General features: G+C 73.7%; 14 protein-coding genes and 1 pseudogene. 6 read left to right on the top strand and 9 right to left on the bottom strand.

Features of this window, described 5'->3' with window-relative positions; genetic code table 11:
- Window positions 1–25: 25 nt before the first annotated feature.
- Window positions 26–715: an alpha/beta fold hydrolase gene (locus ACFXGA_RS21925; RefSeq protein ID WP_378090663.1), complete on the bottom strand. Its 690-nt coding sequence runs from the start codon at window positions 713–715 to the stop codon at window positions 26–28.
- Between the two features lie 294 nt (window positions 716–1,009).
- On the opposite strand from ACFXGA_RS21925, the gene abc-f reads away from it, so the two are divergent.
- Complete coding sequence (gene abc-f, locus ACFXGA_RS21920) at window positions 1,010–2,647, top strand: ribosomal protection-like ABC-F family protein (protein ID WP_378090662.1); 1,638 nt, start codon at window positions 1,010–1,012, stop codon at window positions 2,645–2,647.
- A gap of 17 nt (window positions 2,648–2,664) precedes the next feature.
- Complete coding sequence (locus ACFXGA_RS21915; RefSeq protein WP_378090664.1) at window positions 2,665–4,266, top strand: ABC-F family ATP-binding cassette domain-containing protein; 1,602 nt, start codon at window positions 2,665–2,667, stop codon at window positions 4,264–4,266.
- Between the two features lie 196 nt (window positions 4,267–4,462).
- Here ACFXGA_RS21915 and ACFXGA_RS21910 read toward each other — a convergent pair.
- The 3 genes and pseudogenes from ACFXGA_RS21910 to ACFXGA_RS21900 form a co-directional block, all read right to left on the bottom strand.
- Window positions 4,463–5,641, bottom strand: a pseudogene (locus ACFXGA_RS21910) (MFS transporter); the annotation flags it as partial.
- A gap of 5 nt (window positions 5,642–5,646) precedes the next feature.
- Window positions 5,647–5,790 (bottom strand): hypothetical protein, encoded by a 144-nt coding sequence (locus tag ACFXGA_RS21905; protein ID WP_378090661.1) that lies wholly within the window; start codon window positions 5,788–5,790, stop codon window positions 5,647–5,649.
- A 404-nt stretch (window positions 5,791–6,194) separates the two neighbouring features.
- Complete coding sequence (locus ACFXGA_RS21900) at window positions 6,195–7,136, bottom strand: Leg1-related protein (protein WP_378090660.1); 942 nt, start codon at window positions 7,134–7,136, stop codon at window positions 6,195–6,197.
- Between the two features lie 194 nt (window positions 7,137–7,330).
- Here ACFXGA_RS21900 and ACFXGA_RS21895 point away from each other — a divergent pair, with 194 nt between their 5' ends.
- Entirely contained in the window at window positions 7,331–8,485 is a 1,155-nt protein-coding gene (locus tag ACFXGA_RS21895; RefSeq protein WP_378090658.1) for an oxygenase MpaB family protein, read from the top strand.
- Window positions 8,486–8,513: 28 nt separating this feature from the next.
- Here ACFXGA_RS21895 and ACFXGA_RS21890 read toward each other — a convergent pair whose 3' ends face one another.
- On the bottom strand, window positions 8,514–11,576 hold the full coding sequence (locus ACFXGA_RS21890; RefSeq protein WP_378090657.1) for an NACHT domain-containing protein: 3,063 nt from the start codon (window positions 11,574–11,576) through the stop codon (window positions 8,514–8,516).
- Window positions 11,577–11,812: 236 nt separating this feature from the next.
- Between ACFXGA_RS21890 and ACFXGA_RS21885 the strand changes: the two genes are divergently transcribed.
- From ACFXGA_RS21885 to ACFXGA_RS21875, 3 genes are read left to right on the top strand one after another with little or no spacing between them, the layout of a single operon-like run.
- Window positions 11,813–12,211, top strand: a complete 399-nt coding sequence (locus ACFXGA_RS21885; RefSeq protein ID WP_378090656.1) for a hypothetical protein — start codon at window positions 11,813–11,815, stop codon at window positions 12,209–12,211.
- Window positions 12,127–12,846, top strand: a complete 720-nt coding sequence (locus ACFXGA_RS21880; RefSeq protein WP_378090655.1) for a trypsin-like serine peptidase — start codon at window positions 12,127–12,129, stop codon at window positions 12,844–12,846. Before ACFXGA_RS21885 ends, ACFXGA_RS21880 begins: the two co-directional genes overlap by 85 nt.
- On the top strand, window positions 12,843–13,259 hold the full coding sequence (locus tag ACFXGA_RS21875) for a hypothetical protein (RefSeq protein ID WP_378090654.1): 417 nt from the start codon (window positions 12,843–12,845) through the stop codon (window positions 13,257–13,259). The genes ACFXGA_RS21880 and ACFXGA_RS21875 overlap by 4 nt, the downstream gene beginning before the upstream one ends.
- A gap of 12 nt (window positions 13,260–13,271) precedes the next feature.
- Here the strand turns inward: ACFXGA_RS21875 and ACFXGA_RS21870 are convergent, their stop codons facing one another.
- The 4 genes from ACFXGA_RS21870 to ACFXGA_RS21855 form a co-directional block, all read right to left on the bottom strand.
- Complete coding sequence (locus ACFXGA_RS21870) at window positions 13,272–13,553, bottom strand: DUF3040 domain-containing protein (RefSeq protein ID WP_378090653.1); 282 nt, start codon at window positions 13,551–13,553, stop codon at window positions 13,272–13,274.
- 89 nt (window positions 13,554–13,642) lie between these two features.
- Window positions 13,643–14,263 carry a GyrI-like domain-containing protein gene (locus ACFXGA_RS21865; RefSeq protein WP_378090652.1) on the bottom strand — a complete coding sequence of 207 codons (621 nt, stop codon included), beginning with the start codon at window positions 14,261–14,263 and terminating at the stop codon, window positions 13,643–13,645.
- Window positions 14,260–14,823, bottom strand: coding sequence for a PadR family transcriptional regulator (locus ACFXGA_RS21860; RefSeq protein WP_378090651.1), 564 nt, complete (start codon window positions 14,821–14,823; stop codon window positions 14,260–14,262). The genes ACFXGA_RS21865 and ACFXGA_RS21860 overlap by 4 nt, the downstream gene beginning before the upstream one ends.
- A gap of 56 nt (window positions 14,824–14,879) precedes the next feature.
- Complete coding sequence (locus ACFXGA_RS21855) at window positions 14,880–15,884, bottom strand: serine/threonine protein phosphatase (RefSeq protein WP_378090650.1); 1,005 nt, start codon at window positions 15,882–15,884, stop codon at window positions 14,880–14,882.
- Between the last annotated feature and the right edge of the window lie 7 nt (window positions 15,885–15,891).

Genomic DNA, 15,891 nt, shown 5'->3' with positions numbered 1-15,891 from the left:
ATCCGGTCCCGGGGCGGCGTGGTGCTCAGGCGACCGCGGTCGCCGCCGCGGCCAGGACGCGGGCTAGTTCGACCGGCCGGGTGAGCATCGGCCAGTGGCCGGAGTCCAGGTCGGCGTAGTCCACGTGCTTCGCGCGCGCCAGTTCGGGCACGTCGCCGGCGTCGATCCACGCCTTCGCCCGGGCCGGCGTGTACTCGGGGCACACGAGCAGGACGGGCACGTCGAAGCGGCGCTCGTCGGTCAGGCGCACCACCCCTCTCGCAACCCCCTCGGGCACGGGGATCGCGGCGGCCGCGAAGGCGCGCTTGGCGTCGTCGTCCAGGTCGGCGGAGTCCGGTCCGTCGAACGGCTCCCAGCCCGGGAACGGCATCACGCCGTCCACCACGTCGAAGAAGTCGGCGTACGGCCGGCCGTCGCCGGTCGGGAAGCCGCCGACGAGCACCGTCCCGGCGACCCGGTCCGGCCGCGCGTCGGCCGCCAGCCAGGCCAGCGTGGACGCGGCGGAGTGCCCCACCACGAGCACCCGGTCGGGTGACGCGTCCACGGCGGCGAGCACGGCGGCGACCTGGTCGTCCAGGGTCGCGGAGCGGGCGCCGTCCCCCTGTCCGGGCAGGGCGAGCGGCACGGGGCGGTGGCCGAGCGCTGCCAGGGCGGGCACGACGTCGTCCCAGGCGGTCCGGTCGAGCCACAGGCCGGCGATGAGCAGGATGTCCACGGTCAGGTCTTCTTCCCTCGGATCCGTTCGGTGCGCAGCACGGTAGGCCCGGATCCGGACGATCCGCTTCCGGTACGACGTGGCGCGGCTCATCGGACCGCGTCGGGGGCGGCTGGTATGGTGTCGGGCGGAGAACCGTTCGTGAGGAGACCCGACGTGGCAGGTGAAGACGACATCTCCGGGTGAGCCCCGGATGTGACGGGCCGCCGGCGCTTGGCCGCCGTGGCCGTCTTCTGTCGTCCACCTTCTCCCTCAGGGCACCACTGTGCCCGCGTCACGCCCGAGGTCCCACCGATGTCCAGTCGCATCGTCGTTTCCGGCCTGTCCTTCTCCTGGCCCGACGACACGCCCGTGTTCGACGGGCTGTCCTTCACCGTCCCGTCCGGCCGCACCGGGCTCGTCGCGCCCAACGGGTCCGGGAAGTCCACCCTCCTCAAGCTGATCGCCGGTGAGCTGCGCCCGTCGGCGGGCAGCGTCGCGGTCGACGGCGTCCTCGGCTACCTCCCGCAGGACCTGCCGCTCACCGGCGAGCCGACCGTGGCCGAGGTGCTCGGGATCGCGCCGGTCCTGCGCGCGCTGGCCGCCGTCGAGTCCGGCGACGTGGACGAGGAGCACTTCACCACGATCGGCGCCGACTGGGACGTCGAGGAGCGCACCTGGGCCCAGTTGGACCGGCTCGGGCTCGGCGACCTCGCCCTCGACCGCCGCCTGCACACGCTCAGCGGCGGTCAGGTGGTCTCCCTGGGCCTCGCCGCCCAGCTGCTCAAGCGGCCGGACGTGCTGCTGCTGGACGAGCCGACCAACAACCTCGACCTGGACGCCCGCCACCGGCTCCACGACGTGCTGGACGACTGGGCCGGCTGCCTCCTCGTGGTGAGCCACGACCGGGCGCTGCTGGACCGGGTGGACCGCATCGCGGAGATCGAGGGCGGCGAGATCCGCTACCACGGCGGGAACTTCACCGACTACGAGCAGGCGGTCGAGGCCGAGCGGGAGGTGGCCGAGAAGAACGTCCGCAACGTCGAGCAGGAGCTGAAGCGGGAGAAGCGGGAGATGCAGCAGGCCCGCGAACGGGCCGCGCGCCGGGCGGGCAACGCGGCGCGCAACCTCGGCAACGCGGGGCTGCCCCGGATCTTCGCCGGGACCATGAAGCGCAACGCGCAGGAGTCGGCGGGCAAGGCGAGCGGGACGCACGCGGCCCGCGTCGGCGCGGCCAAGGCCAGGCTGGACGAGGCCGAGAAGGCGCTGCGCAACGAGCAGGCGATCGTGGTGGAGCTGCCGCAGACCGCCGTGCCCGCCGGGCGGACGCTCTTCCTGGGCGAACGGCTGCGCGCCGGGCACGGCGAGCGGGAGCTGTTCGCGGGCGAGGGCGTGGACCTGGCGATCCGGGGCCCGGAGCGGATCGCGCTCACCGGGCCCAACGGCGTCGGCAAGTCCACCCTGCTGCGGATCGTCCACGGCGACCTGGAACCGCGCGGCGGCGAGGTCAAGCGGGCCGACGGCCGGATCGCCTACCTGTCGCAGCGCCTGGACCTGCTCGACGGCGACCGCACGGTGGCCGAGAACCTGGCCGCGTTCGCCCCGGCGATGCCGCCGGCCGAGCGGATGAACCTGCTGGCGCGGTTCCTGTTCCGGGGCGCGCGGGCGCACCTCCCGGTCGGCGTTCTCTCCGGGGGCGAACGGCTGCGCGCCACGCTGGCGTGCGTCCTGTTCGGCGAGCCCGCGCCGCAACTGCTGCTGCTGGACGAGCCCACGAACAACCTCGACCTGGTCAGCGCCGGGCAGTTGGAACGCGCGCTCAACGCCTACCAGGGCGCGTTCGTGGTCGTCAGCCACGACGAGCGGTTCCTCGCCCGGATCGGGATCACCCGGCGGCTGCGGCTCGACGGCGGCCGGCTGCTGGACGCGCCCGAGCCCACCGCGGCCGGCTGAACCGGGGGGCGGACGTGGTGCAAGCGGCATTGCGCGCGCACGACCTCGTGCGCGTCCTGGGTGGTCGGCGGGTCCTCGACGGGGTCTCGCTCACCGCCTCGCCGGGCCGTCGGATCGGCCTGATCGGCGAGAACGGCGTCGGGAAGTCCACGCTGCTGCGGGTGCTCGCGGGGGTGGACCGGCCCGACCGCGGGCACGTCGAGCGGCCGCCGGACCTCGGCTACCTGCGCCAGGAACTGGCGTTCGACCCGCGGGCCGCGGTCGCCGACGTGCTGGACGACGCGTTGGCGGACGCGCGGGAAGCCCTCGCGGAGCTGGACCGGCTCGCCGGTCTGCTCGCCGCGTCGCCGGACGACCCGGACCTGCTCGCCGGGTACGCCGAGCGGCTGGACCAAGCGCAGCGGCAGGAGGCGTGGGACGCCGACCGGCGGGCCGACGTGGTGCTCACCGGCCTCGGCCTGGGCGACGTCGGGCGCGACCGCGCGCTCGCGTCGCTCTCGGGCGGCCAACGCGCGCGGTTGGCGTTGGCGGCGTTGGTGGTCCGCAGGCCGTCCGCGTTGCTGCTGGACGAGCCCACCAACCACCTGGACGACGACGCGGCGGGTTTCCTGGAGGAGCAGTTGCGCGGCCTGCCGGGGACCGTGGTGGTGGCGAGCCACGACCGGGCGTTCCTCGACGCGGTGTGCACGGACGTGATCGACCTCGACCCCGCGCCGGACGGTCCGGTGCGCTACGGCGGCAACTACAGCGCGTACCTGGCGGAGAAACGCGCGCAACGGGCCCGGTGGCAGGAGCGCCACGCCGCGGAACAGGAACAGCTCGCCGCCCTGCGGGAGGCGCTCGGCGTGACGACGCGCCGGGTCGCGCCGGACCGGGGCCCGCGCGACAACGAGAAGATGGGCTACGGGCACCGGGCGGGTCGCGTGCAGAACCAGATCGCGCGCCGCGTCCGCAACACCGCGCGGCGACTGGCGGAGCTGGAGCGCCGACAGGTCCCCCCGCCGCCGACCCCGCTGCGCTTCCGCCCGGACGCGCCGGCGGAGCAGGCGGCCGGCGAGGTGGTGGTGTCGCTGCGGGACGTCCGCGTGCCCGGCCGGCTGGCCGTGGACCACCTCGACGTGCCCGCCGCGGGACGGCTGCTCGTCACCGGACCGAACGGCGCGGGCAAGTCCACCCTGCTGCTCGTGCTGGCGGGCCTGCTGGACCCGCCGGGCGTGCGGCGACGCCCCGACCTGCGGGTCGGCCTCCTGGCCCAGGACACGCGCTTCGACCACCCGGACCGCACCGCGCGGGCCACCTACGAGTCCGCCCTGGGTCCGGCCCGCGCCGCGGCCGTGCCGCTGCGGTCGCTCGGGCTGCTGTCCGAGTGGGACGCCGACAGGCCGGTCGGCGAGCTGTCGGTGGGCCAGCGGCGCCGCCTGGCGCTGGCGCTGGTGGTGGCCGACCCGCCGGAACTGCTGCTGCTGGACGAACCGACCAACCACCTGTCCCCGGCGTTGTGCGACGAGCTGGAGGACGCCCTGGGCCCCGGCCCCGGCTCCGTCGTCCTGGCCGGCCACGACCGCCGGCTGCGCGCGCGGTGGCGTGGCGCGGAGTTCCGCGTCGACCCGGTGGGGTGAGCGGCGCTACGCGGGCTCCGCCGACCGGTCGGTGGGAGGGTCGCCCCGCGCCCGCACGGGGTGTGGGGCGCAGGCGGCCCAGCACGCCGCGGCGGGCCCCCACACCCCCCCGGGGTGTGTGGGGGGGTGGTGGGGGGGGGGGGGCGGGGGCGGTGGGGGAGGGCCCCGGGGGGGGGGGGGGGCCCGCCCCCCGCGACCGCAGGGTGTAGGCGGCGCAGGCGGCCATGCCCGCGGCGGCGGCCCCGAACAGCACCCGGTAGTGGAGGAGTTCGACCAGGACCGCGCCGAGCGGGATGGCCAGGGTCGACGGGATGAACGAGGCGGTGAACGCGGCGCTGCCGGTGCGGCCCTGCAGGTCGTGCGGGGTGGTGCGCTGGATCAGGGTGGTGGTGCCGATCAGCAGCCACGGCAGGCCGAAACCGCGCAGCGCCGCGCCGGCCAGGATCACCCACACCGACGGCGGCAGGGCGGTCAGCAGGCACCCGGTCGCGGCGACCAGCATGCCGGCGCCCACCAGGCCCACCTCGCCCCGGCGCCGCATCAGGGCCGGCGCGACCAGGCCGCCCAGCACGGAACCGAGGCCCTGCGCGGTCACCACGACGCCGACGAACTCCGGCGACCGGCCGAGGCCGAACTCGACCACGGCGTAGGCGTAGGAGGTCAGCAGGCCGCCGAAGCCGAACACCACCGCCGAGCCGACGACCAGCCGGCGCAGCGGCGCCACCGTGACGATCCGGTCGATCCCGGCGCGCAGCTCGCGCCACCAGTGCTCGCGGGCGGTGGTGGTGACGGGCGGTTCCCGGAAGGTCATCAGCGACAGCGCCAGCGCCGCCGCCAGGAACGTGACCGCGTCGAGCACGGCCACCGCCGGACCGCCGAAGGCCGCGTAGATCGCCGCGCCGGCCGCCGGGCCGAGCAGCTTGAACCCCTCCGACAACGTCAGCCGAGCGCTGTTGTAGCCGCCGAGGTGCTCCTCGGGGACGAGCGTGGACATCAGCGCCGGTTCGGCGGCCCCGATCAGCGCGTAGACGACCCCGTAGACCGTCATCACCGCGAAGACGACCCACACCAGCCCGGCGCGGTCCACCGGGAGCAGCGGCAACAACGCCACCGCCGCGCCGACGTTGACGATCACGAGCAGCCGGCGTCGCGGCATGCGGTCGGCCGCCAGGGCGAACACCGGCCCGATCAACGACGGCGCCCAGATGCAGAAGTTCACCATGCCGGCCGCGCCGTCGCTGCCGGTGAGGTCCTTGACCCAGATGCCGGCGACCACGAGGAACACCGAGTCGCCGAACAGCGACAGCGTCAACCCGATCAGGTAGAGCCGGATGTCGCGCACCCGCAACGCGGCCCACGCGCTGGTGATCGGCATGGCGGTCAGACCCCGGCGCGGGCCGGGCCGGTCGCCAAGACCGCCGGCCACGTCCCGGCCACGTCGAGCGGCACGACGTCGGCGTGGCCGAGCGCCGCCGTGTCGGCCGCCGGGCCGCCGGGCGGGTGCCCCCGCGGGTCGTCCGTCACCAGGTGCCCCCCGTCCACCGGGCCACTGCGCGTGCCGCTCGTCCAGGGCGCGGAGCAGGTCGTTCCCGGGCCGAACGGCCCGACCGCCACCCCGCCGAGGCAATCCACCGCCTCGACCGCGGGGCTCCGGCCCCCGACCGACCGGCTCGACCGCGCCCTCGAACCGCACGGATCAATCCAACCAGACCGCACGCGCGGCCGGGCCGGATCCACGATCAGTCCACAGCAGACCGTCGATCGGCGCGGGTCGGCCGCATCTTCGGCGGCGGCACGGGGAACACCTCGGCCCGGCCGCGTCGCGCGAGGTCGGCCCGCCGGTGTCGGTGGCCTTGGCGGTCGGGCCGCCGGTGCGCAGACCCGGCCGTCGGGATGCGGCGGACGCGCTCCGCCCGCCGGCGGGCGGGTCAGGGGCGCAGCAGGTAGCCGAGCAGCCTGCGGCGCTCGGCGGCGTTGTCGGGTCGGGGGTCGAACACGGCGTCGAGCAGGGGCAGCACCCGGTCACGGGCTTCGCGGGTGCGCATGACCCGCTTCCACAACGCCAGGTTGAGGCCGTACCGCCACCGCGGGGTGTCCGCCAGCCGGAGCACGTTGTCGACGTTGCGCCGGGCCTTCGGCGGCAGCGCGGCCACGTCCCCGGGCGTCACGAGCAGCGACTCGGGCAGCACGTCCAGGCCGTGCGCGGTCATGAAGTCGAAGTCGGTGGGCCAGGCCGCCGCCCACAGGTAGTCGACCATCCGGCACCAGCCGCGCAGGAACGCGACCTCCAGTTCCGGCCACGGCGCGGTGTCGACCTCGGCGACCACGTCGACCACCACGTCCAGGCACGTCTTGTGCGCCCGCCACAGCGCCAGCCGCGCCTGTTCGAGGTCCACCGGCCCGCTCCCGCCCACCAGGGCGAAGTACGCCCGCCAGTCGGCCACCGCGGCGGCGAACTCCGCCGGCGCCGCCCCGCCCGTCACGTACCGGAACCGCGAGGGGGACGGCGGGTCGGCGACCGGCAGGGGCGGCACGACGCCGGCCGCCGCGGCGCCCAGCCACGGGATGGCGCTGAGCGCGTAGTTCCCGTAGCCCCACGGCGCGTCCGGGTCGATCCGCCCGTCCCGCCGGACGTCGGGGCCGAGCCGGCCGGTGCGGTACTGCCACTGGTGCTGGAACATCAGGCCCCACAAGGGGTTGCGCCGGTTGTCCGCGCCGAACCGGTCCCCCCGGTTGGTGCGGTCGATCATCGTCCGGTACGCGGCCATCCGCTGCTCGAAGCGGAACGGGTCGAACGCGCCCTCCAGCTCCGGGGCCGCGGTCCAGACCGCGTACAGGTCCAGGGCCGGGAGCCCTTCCGGGTGCGCCATGACCGGGATTCTTCGCCCGGTCCGGCCGCGAGGTCACCCTCCGGGACCGGCGTTCCCCCGGTCGGCTTCCGCCATGTGCGGTTGGCCCACGGTCGGTGGGCACCGCGCCGGCGTGCGTCACCGGATCGTGTCCTGGCGTGAGCCGTGCACGGCGTGTGAGGTGAGGGTCAGCCCAGAGTGAGAAGGTGGTCCCCTTGATCGACACAGCCGCGTTCGAGGCGTTGAAGTTCCAGGGCGACCCGCTCGCCGACGCGGTCATCGCCGACCTCGTCGCCACGAACCGGGTCGGCGCGGTCAACGCGGTGCTGGAGCACTTCCGGGCCAACGACCAGCCGATCCCCGAGCAGTTGCCGGACACCGTGCGGGAGTTCCTGGTCGCGACCGACAACCCGCCCGAGTGGGTGGACCCCGACCGGGTGGCGCGGGCCTACGACTTCTTCGTCGACGACGGCGTGCACGTCGCCTCGGTGCTCACCTTCGGTGCCATGGTCAACTGCTACGCCCAGCCCCGCGCCTCGCGGGCGCTGACGTTGACCCACGCGCTCGCGCAGCCCCACCGGCGGCTGTCGGAGACCTCCCAGTTCGTGATGAACATGATGGGCCGCGACGCGTTCGGTTCCGGCGGCGCGTTCGTGCCCACGATCCAGAAGACCCGCCTCATCCACGCGGCCGTCCGCCACTTCCTCGGCGCGTCGGGCCGCTGGGACGTCGCCCGCGACGGGGTGCCGATCTGCCAGCAGGACATGGTGGGAGCGCTGCTGATCTTCTCGGTCCAGGTGGTCGAGGGCATGCGCCGCATCGGCATCTCCGTCACCGACACCGAAGCCGCGCACTACTACTACGTGTGGCGGGTGGCCGGCGCGATGCTCGGCATCCCCGTCGAAGCCCTCCCGGAGACCGTGGAGGAGGCCACCGAGCTGAGCAAGGCGCTGGTGGAGACCGCCTACGGCCCGTCCTCCGAGGGCGTCGTGCTGACCCGGCACCTGCTCGACCTCTACGAGAAGCTGTTCCCCGGCAAGGTGTTCGACGGCATCGTCGCCGCGATGGTGCGCCAGGTCGTCAACCCGGAGGTCGCGGACTGGATGGAGGTCCCCCACTCCCGCGGCTGGGCGAGGGTGGTCACCGCGGGCACCGGCCTGGTGCGGGCGCTGGAGCGCTACGAGGACACGAGCACCCTGGCCACCACCATCCTGGACCGCGCCGGTGCGCTGCTGCTGGGCGGCAGCGTCCGCACGCTCACCAACGGCCAGTCCACCACGCTCACCATCCCCGCCGACCTGAAGGAGCGCTGGGAAGCCGCCGGCCGCTCGCCCCTGCCCACCGAGGCGGGGGGCACCACGCGGGACTGACGGGCACGAGCCCGCGCTCGGGAACGGGTCAAACACCCTCCCCGCCCGGTTCGCCCAAGTCCCCGAGCGCCGCCGTCGCACGCTTGATCAAGTCGGGCCGCAGGCTCTCGATCCGTCCCCGGTCGAGCCGACTCAGCACCGCCATCAGGTCCGGGTGCGGACCGAACGCCGTCCCCTGCTCGTGCAGGCGCAACCACGCGTCGAGCAGGCTCACCTCGTTGACGCCCCTCAGGTTTCCCACCGCCGCGATCAGGTCCAACAACTCGGCGTCCGCGCCGCCGCGCCCCAACTTCTCGCACAGGACGAACACGAAGCGGGGTGCTCGGCCGGCCGTCGTGTCCGCGAGTTGCCGCAACGTGTCGATCCCGACGAACACGTCATGTTGCAGGCGGTCGAGCACGAGGTCGGGGAACGTCCAAGCCCAGCGCAGGTACCGCGCGGCGCGATCGGTGGGCGACACGGGCGAGGCGCTCAGCTCGATGAGGGCGCGTGCGTAGTCCAGCGTGAAACGCGTCGACGGCAGAGCCTCCAGCGGATATCGGAACACGTTGGTCGCCGGGTCGGTGGTGAAGGTCGCCTCGATCGTCGCGTCCACCAACGAGAAGTCGGGATCGAGCATCTCGGGTTCCAGGTGGGCGGGGGTGCCACTGCCGAGGTTCAGCACCACGTCCCGTCCGGGTCGCAGTGCCACCCGGACGGTCTTCACCAACGACTCCCACTCCTCGGGGGCGAGTTGCGACCTCCAGAACGCCGTCGTCCGCGGCCAATCCTCGACGTACACGTCCGCCACGTCGAGGTGCCCGGCCAAGACCACGCCGAGCAGCACGAGGTTCACGCCGTAGATCGCGTGCCGCGCGGGCACCGTGCGCGGTGAGGGGTGGTACCGGCCGAGCCGACGCGGCCGGGCGTCGTCGGCCACCAGCAACAGTCGGCCCACGATGTCGAGCAGGTGTGCGCGCTTCGGGGCATCCGCGGCCGTGGCAAGTTCCGCGAGGAAGTCAAGCACCGTGCGGCGCTCCGTCAACGGGGTGAACGAGAGCACCGCGTGGAGCTTGTCGTCGTCGAGGTGTGCCGCAGTGTGCCGGCTCAGTTTCACGGCGTCGACCAGACTCACTTCCAGCAGGCACCGCCACGTGAACCGCGCCACGAGGTACTCGCCGAACGTGGCGTGCAAGAACTCGTACGTGCGCAGCGTCGTCTCGTGGTCACGCGCTTCGGCGCGCTGGATGAAGAAGAACCGCCCCAGCACCGCGCCGCCGGGACCGAGCGGCGCGCGCAACCCCCGTTGCGCCGGTCGGTGCAGTTCGAGCAGCGCGCCCAGGTCCGCGTCGAGGTCGGCTTCCGAGGCCCACAACGCCCCTCGGTGGAACATCGCGAACGCGACCACGGACAGCCGGTCCAGCTCGAAGTCCACCTCGGCCGAGAGGTCGCCCATCCGGTCCTTCGCCACCTCCCGTCGGGCGAACCCGACGAGCAACCGGTCGTACAGCACCGCGCGGGCGAGGTGCAGGTCCCGCCGCAGCGCGTTGTCGGTGCTGTCGTAGAGCGCCAACATGAGCAGCAACAGCGGCTGGCCGGCGAGGTCGGGATGCGCGAGCACCGACGCCGCCGACAGCGGTTCACGGCCTTGCTGCTCGAAGTGCGACATGTTGGCGCTGTTCCACACGTCCACCCACCATCGCACCTGCTCCGCCGTGAACGGAGCCAGTCGCAGCACACGCGTGCCCCGCGGTATCCGCATCCGGCTCGCCACGCCGATACGGCTGGTGACGATCACCGCCATCGGACGCCCGGCTTCGGCGCACTCGCGTTGCAGTCGCTCCACCCGCACGAGGTAGTCGGTGTGGCTGACGCCGGTCACCTGGAGCAGCTCGTCGAACCCGTCCAACATGATCACCGGCAACGCGTCGCCCGAGGCGCGACACAGCTCCGCGAGGCTGACCGCCTCGTGCAGCGCTGCCCGGATGCCGTGCTCCACCTGGTTGAGCACGTCGTCCTCGGCGGGCGCGGTGCGCAATTCGACGCGGACCACCACGAAGTCCTCGGCGGGCAGCCGACCGGCCAGCACCTTGGTCAGCAGGGACTTGCCGGAGCCGGGATCACCGAGGACCACCAGCGGGTGTGCGAGCGCGTCGGGCGCGGTCAGGTGGCCGACCACGAAGTGGTGCAAGTCCGTGCGCACCGGCCACGTCGCCCACCAGCCCAGCTCCTCCGGCCTCGCCTCCTCGGTCATGGCCACGACCTGGAAATCCGGGTCGACGTAGGCGTCGCCGGTGAGCGGCAACCGCAGGCCGACCGGCACGTCGTCGGTGTCCAGGATCGGCCGGTCGAGCACGGCGCGGTGCCGGGCGGACAATTCGGCCCGGCGCACCTCCGCGACACGACCGCGGGTCATGGCCCGCAGCGCCGCTTCCACCCGGGCGAGGCTCGCCCCCACCGTGCGCTCCTGCTCGAACTGGAGCCAGAACGCCAGTTCCGGGAAGTCCGAGGCGAGGCGCTTCACAAGTTCCTCGTACCGGGCCACGGCGGTGTCGCTGATCTTCAAGAGTTTCCGGCGCAGCGTCGCCTGAGCGCCGGAATCGAGCTTCGCGTAGGTGTCGGCCGCCTCGATCACGACGACCAGGGAACCGGCGGCCGTCCGGTACGCCTCGGCCAGCGCGCCCAGGTTGTCCTCGTAGTTGCGGTCCGCCGTCGGCAATGGCCAGGCGCCGTCGAACAGGTCACCGAGCCTGAGGAGCTCTCGTTGGCGCTCCTTGTCGATCCCGAGTTTGGCGAGGCGGAGCGGCGAAACGGCGGCGTCCACCGCTTCGAAGAAGGCCACCACCACGATCACCGCGTGCGCGGCGTGCAGCAACTCCGTCCGGTCGCGGCGTCCCGCGCGCCGTGCGCGCACGCCCACCTTCGAGAGCAGGTCGGTCGCCAGTCGGACGAACTCCGCCTTGGCGTCGAACCAGCTCAGCAGGTCGAGGAAGCCGATCGCCACCCCTCCGAGCAGCGCTCCGCCGACCAACCCGTCCAGAGCCGCGAGCAGCTTCGGCTCGCCCTTGCCCAGCAGGACGACCGCGTCGGAGTACCCGTACCGTTTCCTCACCGGAGCGATCGTGGCAGTGCGCAAATCTGCGGACCCGTTCACCGCGGCGTCGAACCGGTGCGGCACGACGGCCGAGTGCCGGCTCCTCGCGGGACCGCCCGCCTCCCGACGTGACCCGGTCGGCCTACCCGGGGCCGCGCGAACGGCTGCGACATCCGGGTTGTCCGCCCGCGAACCCCTCCTCGACCTCCTCGTCCCCGGCACGATCGTGCCGACACGACACGAAGGGGGAGTCGATGCGTGCACGAACGACCACCGCGCGAAGAATCCTGGCGGGCTCGCTGCTCGCGGCCGCCCTGGCCGCGGCGCCCACGACCGCCCACGCCGCGCCGGCGGTGCCCGACGCCGCCACGCCGCAGTCCGCGCCCGCCGGGTTGAGCCCGGAGGCGGCGGCGCTCTCGGCCGACCCGGGCACCGCCCTGGCGCGGTTCTGGACGCCCGAGCGGATCGCCGCGGCCAAGCCGGCCGACCAGGGCGTCAGCCTGGCCGAACTGCGCAGCACGGCGCAGAGTTCGGTGCTCGGCGAACTCGCCGTGGGGGACAGGCCCCGGTGGCGGCGAAGGACGGCAAGGTCGGCGCGCTCGCCGGCGCGACCGGCACGTCGTGGCCGTACCGGCACGACTGGGTGTCCCTGACCAACGGCAAGGTGCTCTACGAGGACAACGGCCTGTGGCACTGCTCCGGCGTGGTCGTGACCACCGAGGCGCGCAACACCGTGTTCACCGCGGGCCACTGCGTGCACGGCGGCAAGGGCGGCACCTGGCTGGACCGGAACTGGACCTTCATCCCGGACTACTACTACGGCGACCGCCCGCTGGGCACGTGGGCGGCGCGGCAGCTGTGGACCCTCAACGGGTGGATCAACGACAACGACCGCGCCTACGACATCGGCGCGGCCGTGATGCACCCGCTCAACGGCACCAAGCTGATGGACGTGACCGGCAGCCAGGGCATCCGGTTCAACGGGCCCACCACGCCGTCGGTGTGGCACTTCGGCTTCCCGCTCAACTCGCCGTTCGACGGAGAGGACCTCATCACGTGCGACGGCCCCACGTCGCAGCGCTACGTCTTCTTCGGCGACCTCAAGCTCGCCTGCACGATGCAGGGCGGCGCGAGCGGCGGGGCGTGGCTCGCGGACTTCAACCAGGACTGGGGCTACACGGTCAGCGTGAACAGCTACCACGTCGGCGACGACCTGACCCAGATCTACGGGCCGTACTTCGGTGACGGCGCGAAGAACCTCTACGAGTCGGTGAGGAACCTGGCGTGAGGCGCGGCACGGCTCGTCTGCTCGCGGCCGGACTGGTCGCGCTGGCGGCCGTGCCCGCCGGGTGCGCCGGGGGCGGGCACGACGGCGGGCGGGGATCCCGCGTCGTGCCCGCCCCGAGCGTGGTGCTGGAACGGGCGCCCGCGCCGACGGACCGGGAACTCGTCCTGCGCGTGGGGTTCTCGGCGCTCTCGGACGGCCCGGACGCCCTGGTGGGCATCGAGGTCGACCAGTCCGCGGAGCGGATCGGCATCCGGGCCACGGTGCGCGAACGGGTGCCCGCCGCGGACGAACCGGTGTCCGACAACGCCTTCACCCGCACCGAGACCGTGCGGCTGGACCGGCCGGTCGGCGACGCGGCCGTGGTCGACCTCACCCGCGAGCCGCCGACCGAGGTCCGGGTCGTCGGCGGGTGACGGCCGGGGCGGTCAGCGCCCTCGCCAGGCGCGCACCGCGACCGCGGTGGGGAACGCGGCCGTGACGAGCGCGCCGACGACGACCAGCACGGCGGACGGCAGGGTCACGCCGGCGACGATGGTCAGCAGGCCCACGGAGTAGGCGAGGCACAGCACCGAGGCGAACAGCACCCGCCGCGGCACCCGGGCCCAGGAACGCGGGCGGGAGAGCCGGGCGGCGAAGCGGGGGTCGTCGTCGGCCAACTGCTGCTCGATCTGCGCCAACGCGCGCTTCTCGTGGTCCTGCAGTTCCATCCCCACTCACCTCCGGGTCGGATCGACTGCCTCCAGTGTGACCCTAACGTGACCGAAACGCTATGAAGCGCGCAACCGGGGAGAACCGGTCAGTCGCGCCGGACGGGCTGGCGCAGCACGGTCCTGAGCTTCGCGGGCTCGACCCGGCGCGGGTCGCCGACGTAGACCTCGTGGTGCAGCCCGGCCATCCGCAGCCCGTTCGCCGCCAGCCACTCGTCGTGCAGCCTGGCCAGCACCGGCCCTTCGTCGTCGTAGGGCCCGATGTGCAGGACCTGCGCGCTGAGCCCTTCGCGCAGCACTTCGAGGCGCACGTCGGCGAGGGCCGGGAGCGACTTCTTCGCCGCGACGGCCTCCTTGGCCTCCTCGACCAGGTCCCCGGTGATCCAGTCGGGTTGGCTGATGAGCATCCGCCAGTGCCAGGAGTCCTTGGCTCGGGCGGTGAAGACCTGCGGGTCGTCCGCCCACCACAGCCCTTCCAGCGGGCCGACGACCAGGTCGCGGCCCGCGCGCTTGCTCGCGAACTTGATCGCGTAGGCGACGGGGTACAGCGCTTCCAGCGCGCGGGCGTACTCCGCGCCGGTGTTGGGGTCGCCGCGGCCGTCGACGGCGATGAACCGCTGCTCGGGCACGTCCACGAGAGCCCAGTCGGTGTTCTTCGGCGCGTAGAGCTGCTTGAGCGCGCGTTTGACGTCGTAGCGGTCCTGGGTCATGGTCCGCCTTCCTCCTGGTCGGGCGAGTCGGTCAGTTCGGTCCGGTAGGCGGACAGCCAGCGCCGCTCGGCTTCGAGCTGGGCCAGCGAGTAGTCGAAGATCGCGCGGGCGAAGCGGGGCGCGTGGGGTTGGGCGGCGACGGCCGCGCGCAGCTCCGCGATCTTGGCGGTCAGGGCGGCGGCCCGCCGGTCGAGCGCGGCGCGCAGCCGTTCCGGCGGGATGACGGGCTGGTTGGCCAGCCCGACCAGCAGGCGCGGGAAGACGGGCTCCGGCTCGGCCACCGCCGCCTCGGCCGCCCGCGCGCACGCCAGGCGGCCCTCCGGCGTCGGCCCGAACACCTTGCGGGCCTTGCCGCGCCCCGGTCCGGGGTCGCCGACCTCCGCCACCAGGCCCCGGTCGCGCAACTTGGCCAGCAGGTAGTAGATCGAGCTGAACCCGATCTCGGTCCACTCCCTCATGCCCCGCGCGGTGATCACCTCTTCCAGCTCGTAGCCGTGCCGGGGTCGCTCCACCAGCAGACCGAGCAGGGTCAACTCCGCGGGGGTCAGTTCCGAGGGCACGTGCCTATTCTAGCACTAGGATAAACGCGCGGCCCGTCGCGGACGGGCAGGCGACCTCAGCGGCCGGGGTACTCCGCGTCCGTCTCGCCGTCGAACAGCCGCCAGTAGAAGGCGTTCATCATCGCCGCGGCGGGCGCGTGCCGGGCCAGGACCGCGGCCACGGCGGGCGGCACGTCGGAGGGGATGTGGCCCTCGGCGCACCGGCGCACGTAGTCGTTCCGGGCCGCGGGCGCCCCGCCGGCCGGCGTCGTCACCCCGCACACCGAGGTCACCAGCCAGTTGACGAGCCGCATCGCGGCGTAGTCGGCGTCGTGCGCGGCGTTGCGCCGGACGAAGTCCCGCTCGGCGTCCGACAGGTCGAACCGCGGCGAGGTGGCGAGGCCGAAGTCGGTGAGGTAGAGGCGTTCGCCGTCGGTGCGGACGTTGCCGAAGTGGCCGTCCATGTGCAGCAGTTCCCGACGGCGCAGGGACGCCACGATCTCCGCGAACTGCCGTTCCACCGCGCCGGCCTTGCCGACCGGGTCGTCGTCCAGCCAGTCGGCCACCGGGTAGGGGATGTGCTCGCAGCACAGCACGAGGCTGTGCGTCGCCGCCGCCAGGGCCTCCAGCCGGGCGCGCACGGCCGGCGAGCCGCCCAGCGCGGCGACCACGCCCTCGACGTCGGCGAACTCGTCGGCGACGGGCGGGCGGCCGGGCAGCACCCGCCAGTGGTGCAGCAGCGGGAACGACTCGGTCTCGCCGGCGAGCACCGCTCCGGTGACGTCCAGGTTCGCGGCCAACTCGCGCCACGCGTTGAACCCCGGGCTCGCGACGCCGTACTGGCAGAACAGCGGCAGGTCGAAGAGGTTCGCGGTGGAGCGGGGGTGGGCGAGTTCCCGGTCGGTGAGCGGGACGCGCTTGACGAACACCGGAACACCGCCGACGTCGATCGTCGCCGAACCGCCGCCCACCCCGACCCCGCCGGGCCGGCCCGCGTCCACGAGCGCGGCCAACTCGGCATCGGCGCGCGACGCGAGGAAGGCGGAGAGCGACTCGTGGCGGGCACGCCGGCCAGCCGTCATCCCCCGA

The sequence above is a fragment of the Actinosynnema sp. NPDC059335 genome, assembly GCF_042752395.1.
Taxonomy (GTDB): domain Bacteria; phylum Actinomycetota; class Actinomycetes; order Mycobacteriales; family Pseudonocardiaceae; genus Actinosynnema.
This window is presented reverse-complemented; position numbering and strand designations above follow the sequence as displayed.

Bases quoted from the DNA above. Each gene is read 5' to 3' on its own strand.
- ACFXGA_RS21870 (WP_378090653.1), bottom strand. From the start codon at position 13,553: ATGGAACTGCAGGACCACGAGAAGCGCGCGTTGGCGCAGATCGAGCAG.
- ACFXGA_RS21885 (WP_378090656.1), top strand. From the start codon at position 11,813: ATGCGTGCACGAACGACCACCGCGCGAAGAATCCTGGCGGGCTCGCTG.
- ACFXGA_RS21900 (WP_378090660.1), bottom strand. From the start codon at position 7,136: ATGGCGCACCCGGAAGGGCTCCCGGCCCTGGACCTGTACGCGGTCTGG.
- ACFXGA_RS21865 (WP_378090652.1), bottom strand. From the start codon at position 14,263: ATGACCCAGGACCGCTACGACGTCAAACGCGCGCTCAAGCAGCTCTAC.
- abc-f (WP_378090662.1), top strand. From the start codon at position 1,010: ATGTCCAGTCGCATCGTCGTTTCCGGCCTGTCCTTCTCCTGGCCCGAC.
- ACFXGA_RS21855 (WP_378090650.1), bottom strand. From the start codon at position 15,884: ATGACGGCTGGCCGGCGTGCCCGCCACGAGTCGCTCTCCGCCTTCCTC.